This is a genomic window from Clostridium sp. JNZ J1-5, from assembly GCF_053901425.1.
This window is the reverse complement of the sequence record NZ_CM132773.1, coordinates 1,982,334-1,994,309: the sequence shown is the minus strand read 5'-3', so window position 1 is coordinate 1,994,309 and position 11,976 is coordinate 1,982,334. Positions and strand designations below refer to the sequence as shown.

The 11,976-nt window shown below is 28.6% G+C and carries 15 protein-coding genes; 13 read left to right on the top strand and 2 right to left on the bottom strand.

Annotated elements, in window-relative coordinates; translation table 11 throughout:
- Nucleotides 1-7 precede the first annotated feature (7 nt).
- From mnmE to ACWW38_RS09695, 7 genes are all read left to right on the top strand, one after another.
- A complete protein-coding gene (gene mnmE, locus ACWW38_RS09725) occupies nucleotides 8-1,387 on the top strand; it encodes a tRNA uridine-5-carboxymethylaminomethyl(34) synthesis GTPase MnmE (RefSeq protein ID WP_456257385.1) in 1,380 nt (459 codons plus the stop codon).
- A gap of 11 nt (nucleotides 1,388-1,398) precedes the next feature.
- Nucleotides 1,399-3,291 (top strand): tRNA uridine-5-carboxymethylaminomethyl(34) synthesis enzyme MnmG, encoded by a 1,893-nt coding sequence (gene mnmG, locus ACWW38_RS09720; RefSeq protein WP_456257384.1) that lies wholly within the window; start codon nucleotides 1,399-1,401, stop codon nucleotides 3,289-3,291.
- A 12-nt stretch (nucleotides 3,292-3,303) separates the two neighbouring features.
- The gene (gene rsmG / locus ACWW38_RS09715; protein ID WP_456260446.1) at nucleotides 3,304-4,026 is read left to right on the top strand and encodes a 16S rRNA (guanine(527)-N(7))-methyltransferase RsmG; all 723 of its coding nucleotides are present in this window, start codon (nucleotides 3,304-3,306) and stop codon (nucleotides 4,024-4,026) included.
- A gap of 41 nt (nucleotides 4,027-4,067) precedes the next feature.
- Nucleotides 4,068-4,847 (top strand): nucleoid occlusion protein, encoded by a 780-nt coding sequence (noc, locus tag ACWW38_RS09710; protein ID WP_456257383.1) that lies wholly within the window; start codon nucleotides 4,068-4,070, stop codon nucleotides 4,845-4,847.
- Between the two features lie 580 nt (nucleotides 4,848-5,427).
- Complete coding sequence (locus ACWW38_RS09705) at nucleotides 5,428-6,195, top strand: ParA family protein (protein WP_456257382.1); 768 nt, start codon at nucleotides 5,428-5,430, stop codon at nucleotides 6,193-6,195.
- 7 nt (nucleotides 6,196-6,202) lie between these two features.
- Nucleotides 6,203-7,042, top strand: a complete 840-nt coding sequence (locus ACWW38_RS09700) for a ParB/RepB/Spo0J family partition protein (protein ID WP_456257381.1) — start codon at nucleotides 6,203-6,205, stop codon at nucleotides 7,040-7,042.
- A gap of 34 nt (nucleotides 7,043-7,076) precedes the next feature.
- Complete coding sequence (locus ACWW38_RS09695; protein ID WP_456257380.1) at nucleotides 7,077-7,583, top strand: DUF4446 family protein; 507 nt, start codon at nucleotides 7,077-7,079, stop codon at nucleotides 7,581-7,583.
- Between the two features lie 45 nt (nucleotides 7,584-7,628).
- Here ACWW38_RS09695 and yyaC read toward each other — a convergent pair whose 3' ends face one another.
- Both yyaC and ACWW38_RS09685 read right to left on the bottom strand, forming a co-directional pair.
- Complete coding sequence (gene yyaC, locus ACWW38_RS09690; RefSeq protein ID WP_456260445.1) at nucleotides 7,629-8,246, bottom strand: spore protease YyaC; 618 nt, start codon at nucleotides 8,244-8,246, stop codon at nucleotides 7,629-7,631.
- An 80-nt stretch (nucleotides 8,247-8,326) separates the two neighbouring features.
- Nucleotides 8,327-8,971, bottom strand: coding sequence for a LysE family translocator (locus ACWW38_RS09685; protein ID WP_456257379.1), 645 nt, complete (start codon nucleotides 8,969-8,971; stop codon nucleotides 8,327-8,329).
- 147 nt (nucleotides 8,972-9,118) lie between these two features.
- Between ACWW38_RS09685 and ACWW38_RS09680 the strand changes: the two genes are divergently transcribed.
- The 6 genes from ACWW38_RS09680 to ACWW38_RS09655 all read left to right on the top strand — a co-directional run bounded on the left by ACWW38_RS09680 (nucleotide 9,119) and on the right by ACWW38_RS09655 (nucleotide 11,975).
- Entirely contained in the window at nucleotides 9,119-9,319 is a 201-nt protein-coding gene (locus ACWW38_RS09680; protein WP_456257378.1) for a DUF951 domain-containing protein, read from the top strand.
- 146 nt (nucleotides 9,320-9,465) lie between these two features.
- On the top strand, nucleotides 9,466-9,753 hold the full coding sequence (rpsF, locus tag ACWW38_RS09675) for a 30S ribosomal protein S6 (RefSeq protein ID WP_456257377.1): 288 nt from the start codon (nucleotides 9,466-9,468) through the stop codon (nucleotides 9,751-9,753).
- A 14-nt stretch (nucleotides 9,754-9,767) separates the two neighbouring features.
- On the top strand, nucleotides 9,768-10,220 hold the full coding sequence (locus ACWW38_RS09670; RefSeq protein ID WP_456257376.1) for a single-stranded DNA-binding protein: 453 nt from the start codon (nucleotides 9,768-9,770) through the stop codon (nucleotides 10,218-10,220).
- 37 nt (nucleotides 10,221-10,257) lie between these two features.
- Nucleotides 10,258-10,494: a 30S ribosomal protein S18 gene (gene rpsR / locus ACWW38_RS09665; RefSeq protein WP_456257375.1), complete on the top strand. Its 237-nt coding sequence runs from the start codon at nucleotides 10,258-10,260 to the stop codon at nucleotides 10,492-10,494.
- Nucleotides 10,495-10,644: 150 nt separating this feature from the next.
- Complete coding sequence (locus ACWW38_RS09660; RefSeq protein WP_456257374.1) at nucleotides 10,645-10,962, top strand: MazG-like family protein; 318 nt, start codon at nucleotides 10,645-10,647, stop codon at nucleotides 10,960-10,962.
- Nucleotides 10,963-10,973: 11 nt separating this feature from the next.
- Complete coding sequence (locus ACWW38_RS09655; RefSeq protein ID WP_456257373.1) at nucleotides 10,974-11,975, top strand: YybS family protein; 1,002 nt, start codon at nucleotides 10,974-10,976, stop codon at nucleotides 11,973-11,975.
- Nucleotide 11,976 lies beyond the last annotated feature (1 nt).

Here is an 11,976-nt window from a genome sequence, read left to right as displayed (position 1 = left end):
GGAAAAAATGAAAGAATTTGATACAATAGCTGCTATAGCGACTAATATTGGTGAAAGCGGAGTATCAATTATAAGAGTATCTGGAAATAAGGCTTTAAGCATAGTTAGTAGTATTTTTAAGGGTAAAAATACTAGAAAATTAGATGATATTAAGACTTATACTTTAAGATATGGATTTATTATAGATAAAGAAAGCGGAGAAGAATTAGATGAGGTTATTGTAAGCTATATGAAAGGACCTAAAAGTTTTACAGCAGAAGATACTGTTGAGATAAACTGTCATGGTGGAGTTATAGTTACTAGAAGGATACTTGAAGAAGTTATAAAAGCAGGAGCAAGACTAGCTGAACCAGGGGAATTTACTAAAAGAGCGTTTTTAAATGGAAGAATTGATTTAAGTCAAGCAGAAGCTGTAATAGATATAATTACTGCTAAAACAGAATTAAGTGCAAAATCAGCATTAGAACAATCAGGAGGAAAGCTTTCCCGGGAAATAATGAAGCTTAGGGATAAGCTGTTAGAAGTTATTGCCCATATAGAAGCTACTGTAGATTATCCAGAAGATGATTTAGAAGAAGTAACTGCAGATAAGTCAAAGAAAAATATAAATGGAATAATAAATGAAATAGATGAATTATTAGTAAGTGCAGATGAAGGTAAAATACTAAGAGAAGGATTAAGTACTGTAATTGTAGGTAAGCCTAATGTAGGCAAATCCTCTATATTAAATGCATTATTAATGGAAACTAGAGCAATAGTTACTGATGTTCCTGGGACAACAAGAGATATAATAGAAGAATATATAAATATAGATGGAATACCTATAAAAATAGTAGATACGGCAGGAATTAGAGATACTGAGGATATTGTAGAGAAAATAGGTGTTGAAAGATCAAAAGAGAAGATAATTAGTGCAGATCTTATAGTATTAGTTTTAGACATTAGTAGAAAATTAAGTGATGAAGATAAAGAAATAATCGAATATATTAAAGATAAAAAATATATTGTTTTGTTGAATAAAATTGATTTGGAATTTAAAATAGATAAAGATGACTTAAAAGAATTAAATTCAAACTATATTATTAAAGTCTCTGCAAAAACTGGAGAAGGCTTAGATAGATTTAAAGAAGCCGTAAAAGAGCTTTTCTTTAAAGGAGAAGTTAAGTCTAAGGAGATAATGATAACAAATACAAGGCATAAAGAAGCATTAATTAGAGCAAAAGAAAACTTAAATGCTGCTAATAACGTATTAGATAATACTTTTGCTATAGATTTAGCATCAATTGACTTAAGAAATGCATGGAAACAATTAGGGGATATTACTGGAGATACTGTTGAAGAAGACATTATAGATAAAATATTCTCTAAGTTTTGTTTAGGGAAATAAAGGAGGAAAGTATGAGTTATTTTGCAGGAGAATATGATATTGTTGTTATAGGTGCAGGTCATGCTGGATGTGAAGCAGCGCTTGCCGGTGCAAGACTAGGTGTAAAGACACTAGTGTGTGCTACAGACTTAGCAAGTGTGGCTATGATGCCATGTAATCCTAATATTGGAGGGACTGCTAAAGGACATTTAGTAAGAGAAATTGATGCTCTAGGTGGAGAAATGGGAATAAATATTGATCATACATTTATCCAGTCTAGAATGTTAAATACATCTAAAGGACCAGCTGTACACTCATTACGTGCTCAAGCTGACAAAAAAAAGTATTCAGAAAGAATGAAACATATTTTAGAAACTACGGATAATTTAGATTTAAAACAAGCTGAGATAGTAGAATTAGATATAGAAGATAATAAAGTTAAAGGAGTTATTACTAGAACAGGTGCTTATTACAAGACCAAAGCTATAATACTTTGTACAGGAGTTTATTTAAAGTCTAGAATAATTATTGGAGAAATTAACTATGAAGGTGGTCCAAGTGGACTATCAGGAGCATATATTTTGTCCGATAATTTAATTAAACATGGTATAAAGTTGAGAAGATTTAAAACAGGAACCCCAGCAAGAATCAATAGAAGATCTGTGGATTTTTCAAAGATGATTGAACAAAAAGGAGACGAAAAAATAGTACCTTTTTCATTTATGAGTGAGAATATTGATAGAGAACAAATATCATGCTATTTAACTTATTCTAATGAAGAAACGAAGAAAGTAGTCTTAGATAATATAGATAGATCACCATTATATAATGGATCAATTAAGAGTGTTGGTCCAAGATATTGTCCGTCTTTTGAAGATAAAATTATGAGATTTCCAGAAAAACCTCAACATCAATTATTTATTGAACCAGAAGGAGAAAACACTGAAGAATTATATGTAGGAGGAATGTCTAGTTCTCTTCCAGAAGAAGTTCAAATCAGAATGATGAGAACTGTATCAGGATTAGAAAATGCTCAAATGATGAGAACTGCATATGCAATAGAATACGATTGTATAGATCCTGTTCAATTAAAATTGACTTTAGAACTTAAAAATATAGATGGATTATTTTCAGCAGGTCAAATGAATGGAAGTTCTGGTTATGAAGAAGCGGCTTGCCAAGGATTAATTGCAGGTATAAATGCAGCTTTAAAGATAAAAGGTGAGGATTCACTAGTTTTAAAAAGATCTGATGCCTATATAGGCGTATTGATTGATGATCTTATAACTAAAGGAACTGAAGAACCTTATAGAATGATGACTTCAAGAGCTGAATATAGGTTACTTTTAAGGCAGGATAATGCAGATTTAAGACTTACAGAAATTGGGCATAAGATTGGACTTGTTAATGAAGAAAGATATGAAAAGTTTTTGAAAAGAAAGATATCTATAGAAAAAGAAATTGAGAGAATAAAAAAACTTCAAATAACAAATAAGAATGAAGTAAATGAGTTTTTAGAAGAGATAAACTCCGTACCATTGAAAAAACCTATAAGTCTTTACGAATTAATTAAGAGACCAGAACTTAATTACTTTATGGTTTCATCATTAGACAATGAAAGACAAGAACTTCCACAGGATATACAAGAGCAAGTTAACACTATGTCGAAATATGAAGGATATATACAAAAACAATTAGAACAAGTGGAACAATTCAAAAGAATGGAAAATAAACTTATTCCGGAAAAGTTTGATTATAAAGAAATTAGAGGCCTTAGAACAGAAGCTATTCAAAAACTTGATAAGATGAAACCAGTAAACTTAGGTCAGGCATCAAGAATTTCAGGGGTGTCTCCAGCTGATATATCTGTCCTTTTAGTGGCACTTGAACAATTTAATAGAAAGTCCAATAAAGAGGAGGAGTAAAGGTAGTTGAGTATGGATAAAGAATATTATGATATTTTAAAAGCTGCTTCTGATAGTATAGAATTAAGTTTTGACGATAATAAATATAATCAATTTATTAAGTATAAAGACTTGTTAAAAGAATGGAATGAAAAGGTCAACCTTACAGCAATAACAGAAGATATAGAGATAGTAAAGAAACATTTTATTGATTCAATAAAAATATTTAAATTTGAACCATTAAAGAAGGCTAATAAAATTATTGATGTAGGTACTGGCGGGGGTTTTCCAGGAATACCTATGAAAATAATTAAACCTGACTTAGAAATGGTATTACTAGATTCTTTAAGAAAGAGAATAAATGTATTAGATAATATTTTATTTAATATCGATATTAAAGATGTAAGAACTATACATGGTAGGGCAGAAGAATTTGGAAGAGATTCTTTATATAGAGAAAAATTTGATGCTGCTGTTTCTAGAGCAGTTGCTAATTTAGCAGTATTATCTGAGCTATGTATTCCTTATGTTAAAGTAGGAGGCTATTTTGTAGCATTAAAAGGTCCTTCTGTTGACGATGAGGTTACTGAGGCTAAAAAGGCAATCTCATTACTAGGTGGAAAAATTGAAGATATTATAAAAATCGAGATAGAAGATAGTGATTTAAATCATAATTTAGTAATAATAAAAAAAATTAAAAATACACCTAAACAATATCCTAGAAAAGCAGGGGTAATTGGGAAAAAGCCTTTATAATATATAAATAAAATTATTAAGTTGATAGAGGGATGGGGATTATGCAAAAAGATATAAGTTACATTTCTACAGATTTGATTGTTCCAAATGCTTACCAGCCTAGAAAATACTTTAACGATGATACTATTGATGAATTAGCTCAATCTATAAAAGCATATGGAATTATTCAACCACTTTCAGTTAGAAAAATAAGTGATGATAAATATGAATTAATAGCAGGTGAAAGAAGATTTAAAGCAGCAAAAAAAGTTGGACTTAATGAAGTACCAGTTATAGTTCTTGATATTTCTGATAAAGATTCTGCAGCAATTGCATTATTAGAAAATCTTCAAAGAGAAGATTTAAATTTTATAGAAGAAGCAGAAGCATATTATAATCTTATAAAAGAGCATAATTATACTCAAGATCAATTAGCTAATATTATAGGAAAAAAACAATCTACTATTGCTAATAAAATGAGAATACTTAAATTAGATGAAAAAATAAGAGAAAAAGTATTAGAAAATAATTTAACAGAAAGACATGCGAGAGCTCTTTTAAAATTACCTACAGTTGAATTACAGAATAAAGTTCTTAAAATAGTAATTAGTAAAGAAATGAATGTAAAAAATACTGAGCAATTAATTGATAGAGAACTATTAAAGTTAAGTGGTAAAGAATTAGCTTCAGATGGCAAAAAGAAAATAAAAGGAATATTCAGCCCTAAGGTTTATGTAAATACTGTAAAGCAAGTATTTGATAAATATGGTGTACAAGCCACCTATAGGACAAAAGAACTAGAGGATAAAATACAGGTTACTATAACAATACCTAAAAAATAATTATACTTATTAATTTATTAATATAAGTATTTATATAGATTTAATTATGTTTCACGTGAAACATTACACCTAAAATTTCTAATATGAAATTTTAGGTGTTTTTATTTAAAATACTCCCTGATAATTGAAAATTATACTGATTCTTTACTAAGTTCCACTTTATAAATTTTCTATTAGAGATTATAATGTATATATAATAGAAATGGACAAACATAGTAATTACTTTAATTTATCCGATGACTACTCGCTCTAATACTCTTATCGCACTCTGTGAAAGCGATTCGCACCAAATCAAAGATTTGGACTCTCTGCTTTTCTTCAAAGTGGGAGTAAGGAGCGGCTGCGTCCTTGGATAGCGATTTCTAAGCTTCAGAGAGATTAAAAACTCCATCTGAAGCCAAGAACTCTGTTTATCATATATTTAAAGATACTAATATTAAAGTATTATGCAACTAGACGTAGTAGGTATTTAGTGTGCTAGATAATAGTTTATAAGCTTATTACAAAGTTAAAAAATTACCTAATGCTTATAAATATTATATATCAATATAAAATTGTTGTAAGTTAGGGGGAAACAAAAGTGAAAGTTGTGTGCATTTTTAACCAAAAAGGGGGAGTTGGTAAAACAACTACTAATATTAATTTATGTGCTAACCTAGCTATGAATGGTCATAAAGTGTTAACTATTGATATAGATCCTCAAGGTAATACTACAAGTGGACTTGGAATTGATAAGAATAAATTGAATCATTCGATTTATGATGTAATAACATCAGATATTTCAATTGAGGATGTTATGTTTGAAAGTGAATTGATAAATAATTTTTACATAGTTCCATCTAATATGGAGTTAGTAGGAGCAGAAATAGAGTTAATTGATAAAGAAGAAAGAGAAATAATTTTAAGAGAAAAGATAAAAAAATTAGAAGATAAGTTTGAATATATATTTATAGATTGCCCTCCTTCCTTAGGATTTTTAACAATAAATGCGTTGACTGCAGCAGATAGTGTTTTAATACCAATTCAATGTGAGTTTTATGCTTTAGAAGGAGTTAGCCAATTAATAAATACAATTCAATTAGTAAAGCGATCTCTAAATAAAGATTTAGAGATTGAAGGCGTAGTTATGAGCATGTATGATAATAGAACAAAATTATGTAATGAAGTTGCTGCTGAAGTTAATAAATATTTTAAAGACAAGGTTTATAATACAAGTATACCAAGAAATATAAGATTAGCCGAAGCTCCTAGCTTTGGATTACCTATAATGCTATATGATGACAAGTGTAGAGGATCTGAAGCATATGAAAACTTAGCAAAAGAATTTTTAGAAAAGCAAGGAGTGTGAATAACTGTTGAATAAAAAGTATGGTTTAGGAAAAGGACTAGGTGCACTAATACCAGAAGAAAATTCTAAAGATGAATCTATATTAAAAGTATCTATCAATCTGATAAAAGCAAACAGTGAACAACCAAGAAAAAATTTTGCTGAAGAAAAAATTATGCAGCTAGCTGAATCTATTAAAGAACATGGAATTATCCAACCTTTAGTACTTAAAAAAGAAGGAAATGTATATTCTATTATAGCTGGAGAAAGAAGATGGAGAGCAGCAAAAAGTATTGGATTAAAAGAGGTACCAGCAGTTATTTTAGATTTAGACGATAAATCAGTTTTAGAAGTTTCATTAATAGAAAATATTCAAAGAGAAGATTTAAATCCTATAGAAGAAGCTATAGCATATAAAAAGTTAATTGATGAGTTTTTTCTTACTCAAGAAGAGCTTAGCAAAAGAATAGGAAAATCTAGAACTGCTATTGCAAATTGCATGAGATTGCTGAACTTAGATAAAAGAGTTCAAGAGTATTTAGTAGATGGGGTCATTACTGAAGGACATGGCAGAGCATTGCTAGGTATAGAAGATAGGGAAACTCAATATCAAATAGCGCAATCTATAATTGATGATCAATTAAGTGTTAGGCAAGTTGAGATGTTAATAAAAAACATGAATAAACCTAAGAAAGCTGCAGAAAAACGTAAAGATAACAATCTATATGTTAGTGATATAAAACAAAAGCTAGAGGGTTTATTTAATACAAAAGTTGTATTAACTTCAAAAGGTAATAAAGGAAAAATTCAAATTGAATATTATTCAGAAGAAGATCTTCAAAGAATTATTGATATATTAAATATATAATGTTTCACGTGAAACAATTAGGGAGGACATTTTGATGAGCGATTTACTAGAAGTATTAAATTCTTTGCAACCATACATAATAATAGGACTTTCTGTTTTAGTTATAATACTATTAATAATGGTGATAGTTGCTTTAAAATCTATTAATAGGCTAGAAGCAAGATATAGAAAGTTAACTAGGGGTATGAATAATAAAAATTTAGAAGAAATTATAGTTGGATACTTAAATAACATAGATGAATTCAAAGATGAAGCTGAAGAAATAAAAGAATATCAAAATAATTTAGAAGAAAAAATTAAAAAATGTGTACAAAAGGTATCTATATTAAGATACAAAGCTTTTGATGATATTGGAAGTGACTTGAGTTTTTCTATAGCATTATTAGATGATAAAAATGATGGAATAATTCTTACTGGAATATATGGAAGAAATGATAGTACAGTATATGCTAAACCTATAGATAATGGTATTTCAAGATATGATTTATCCGATGAAGAAATAGAAGTTTTAGAAGATGCTTTAAATAAGGCATATAAATAAAGCATATAAATATAAATAACTCCTAAGAAACTTTTTTCTTAGGAGTTATTTATATTTTGCTTTAAGATTTTCTACTGTATTAGCTAATGCAATGTTAAAGTTTGGAGCTTTTTTACTACCAATAGTCTTTAATATAGAATGATAAATACCTCTAGAAATAACATCTGCTAAATGCATAACGGTATATAATCTCGTATTTTGGAGGACCATGAATTCTAATGTTCCAGAAATATTGACAATTCCTGTTATACTTAAATTACCAACTTTAGGCAATTGTTTGTTCATAGCAGCACCTGGTGAAAGAGGTTTATCCTCAACAATAATGTTACCTATATTTTGTAGATTACCAAGACAAGCATCAATAGCTATTATATAAGGGTTATTATATTTAGAGTTAATTTCTTCGATTACTGAGCAAAGATTTTTAGCATGGACAGGATTCTCTAAAGTTCCATATAAACTAAAGTTGTTACTAATGAGATTTTTCAATTTATAACCTATCAGAGGGCCTAAACTATCTCCTGTGGATCTATCAGTACCTATACATAAGAAAATAACCTGTCGATTATCTTTTAAACTCTTTGAGATCTTACAAGATAGTATATCTCTCAATTTGTAAACTGAATCTATTTCTACAGAATTTAGTGTATACTTACTCACGATGAAAAAACCTCCTTTGTAAAAATTGTTTACCAAAATGAGGTTTTTTATTCAGAATATTGTCAATAATTTATATAAACGTTTTATATATATTTGATAAACTGAATTAGTCCAAATATAATAAATCCTATACCTAAAACATATATAGAAATATTCATTAACTCAGATACATTTTTGGAATGATCATTTCTAAGCATTTTAAAACCTTTTAAAGCAAGCAAATTTAAAGAAAAAAACCAAGTTATCATACCGAATAATATAGATAATATAAATATATAGTAATAGAATTTACCAACGTATTGCCATGCTCTAAGAGCAGTTCCGCTTAGTCCTAACCATAAGGTTAAAGTCATAGGATTGGTAAGCGTTATCATATATCCTGACAAAAAAGAAATTTTTTTATTATTATTTGAAATATCTTGTAATTTATTGTCATTATTTCTATATGATTTACGAGTAATTATTAGTAAAATTATTCCAGAAAATAACCAAAATAAAGCCTCTGTTTTCTTTTGTCTTTGCAGAATATTTAGTATACCATAATTGATTAAAATTAAATAAGTCATATCTGCACTTATTGCACCTATGGATACCATAAAACCTTCTTTAAAGCCACTTGAAATAGTTCTATTAACAGATTCTATAGCTGAAGGACCTAAAGGTATAGAAATTACTAGACCAGTTAAGTAACCTGAAATTAAAGATTTTAAAATATTAAATAAATTCATAAACTTAAATGCTCCTTAAAATAGTTAAACAAATGTTTACATATTATTTATATTATATATTAACTTATTATATAATTGTATATATAATTTATATAAGAAGAATGGAAAGCAAGTTAAATAAAAGTTTGTGAAGGAGTAGTTAATTGTATGGAGAAAGAATTTTATTTGGGAGACATAGTAGAAATGAAAAAAGTGCATCCCTGTGGAAGCAAAGAATGGGAAATAATAAGATTAGGAGCTGACATAAAAATAAAGTGCATAGGCTGCGATAGAATAGTAATGATTCCTAGAAATAAATTTGAAAAAGCGGTTAAAAAAATAGTAAAGCAAAATTTGCCGAAAGAATAACAAAAATTTGAGGAAATAAAAGATAAACAGAAATAATTGCTTGATTTTTAAACTTCAAGATGATAAAATAAGAAAATGTGGTCCCTGCTGTGATTTAGAATTTATTACAATCACGGCCGTTAGTCCATGGGGAGGAGGTGAAATTGATGAGAAATTACGAAACAATATTTATATTACACCCATCTTTAGAAGAGGAAGCTATAAAAGCTAACATAGAAAAGTTTAAAGGTGTAATAGAAAATGGTGGAGGAGTAGTTGAAAACGTTGATGAATGGGGTAGAAGAAAGTTAGCTTATCCTATCGAAAAGATCAATGAAGGATATTACACTCTAATGAACTTTAAATCTAATCCTGAATTACCTAAAGAATTAGAAAGAATATTCAGAATTACAGATGGAGTTATAAGATTCATGGTTATCAATCCTGAAAAATAGTAGGTGGTGTAAAGATGAATAGAGTTGTTTTAGTAGGTAGGTTGACAAAAGATCCAGAGTTAAGATTTACTCCGGGAACAGGAAAAGCCGTTGCTACCTTTACTTTAGCTGTAAACAGAAGATTTAAAAGCCCAGGGCAACCAGAGGCTGATTTTATTCCTATAGTAGTTTGGGGTAAACAAGCTGAAAATACAGCAAACTACGTAGGTAAGGGAAGAATGGTAGGAATCGGTGGTTCTATACAGACTAGATCTTATGAGGCTAAAGATGGTACTAGAAGGTATGTAACAGAAATTGTTGCTGATGAGGTACAATTCTTGGAGCCAAGAAATACTAACCTAAATAGAACAGAACCATCTTATTCAGGAATAAGTGATGCAGCTCCACTAAATAATTTTGAAAACTTTAATCAGCCGGAGTATGATGATGATATTACTCCAATTGATGATGGTGATATACCATTTTAACTAATTCTTGATTTTTAACAGGTAAGGAGGGAAAAGTATGGCATTAAATAAGAAGAATACAAAAAGAAGAAGAAAAAAGGTTTGTTCATTCTGTGCAGATAAATCTTCTTCTATAGATTATAAAGATGTAAATAAGCTAAGAAAGTACGTTACTGAAAGAGGAAAGATACTTCCAAGAAGAATTTCTGGTAACTGTGCAAAACATCAAAGAGAATTAACAGTAGCTATTAAGAGAGCTAGAAACTTAGCATTATTACCATTTACAACAGACTAAGAAGAACATAAAGCAGTGTCAAGAGGCACTGCTTTTTATATTACCTATATATTGCTTAATAAAACTAAAGTTGCATAAGTAGGGAAAAATAACTAAAATATATATAGAGAGTTCACAATAGATATAGGATCATATAGGAGATGGTGTTATATGAAAAATGAAGATTTTAATATTATGTCAAATATAAAGATTATAGAAAACCTAAAAGCTGAACTTCTATGCATTATAGGAGACTTTTATAAATTATTGGCAAAAGGAAGTAATGTTGCTCAAGATGCGATTTTAGAATGTATTTCCGGGGCAATAATAGTTTTATATCTACTAGCAGAAAGGTTAGGGTATTCTCATGTAGCAGTAGATGAGGATATAAAAAGAAAGTTAAAGCTTGGAATAACAGAAGAAGATATAATAGAGAAAGAAAATAAAGACCTAAGTAGACTTTATAAACATATTAAAGATAGAATTTAATGGAGGGAAAAATGCAAAATAAAAATTATACGGCAAAAGTAATAGCTGAAATAGGTATTATGTTTGCAATAACTTTAATTATTATAATGGCAACAGCATATATACCAGTTATATCTGATTTAGGTATGTTTATTTTGCCTATTCCTATTACAATAATCTATATAAAGAATAATTATAAGATAGCACTTATCACTGTTATAATGAGTATTATAGTAACTGCATTTACATATAACCCTATATCAGGTTTAACATCAGGTATTATCTATGGTGTCGTGGGGATAAGCTTAGGATACTGTATAAAGAATAAAAAAAATAGTGGAGTTACAATAATAATTGTTGCTATAGCAGCAGTATTAGGTAATATAAGCAGATTCATAATATATGCGAAAGTTATGAGTAATAAAGGGATTAAGGAGTATTTAAACCTTATAGTTAACCAGTTTAAACAATCATTGGAAGCATCTAAAGATATATATATACAAGTTAATGCTCCAAAAGAGGCAATTGATTATTTAGATCAATTTATAAGTTATATTAACATAGAAACTTTACTTGTAGTTATACCTATGATTTTTATTATAAGTAGCTTGATTCAATCATATGTAAGTTATTTAATTACACATAAAATTTTGAAAAGATTAAAATATGAAGTAAAGGATATAATTCCATTTAGTAGAGTTTATATACCTAATAAACTTGAGGCATTACTTATAATAATTGCAGCTGTAGGCATAATACTAAATTCTAAAGGTATAAATAAAGCATCTTATATGTTTACAATAGCTAATTTTCTTGTAACATTAACACTTACTCTTGATGGAATGGCATACTGTGCATATCTATTAAGGGAGAAAGCTAAAGCATCTAGAGGTGTTACATTTTTAATTTTAATAGTAATGTTATTTGTGCCTATCTTTTCAAACTTATATTCTTTATTTGGACTTATGGATATAATATTGAATTCTAGAAAACTAGATCCAGATCCAATAAGAAAAATTAAATCGAGGGAATAGT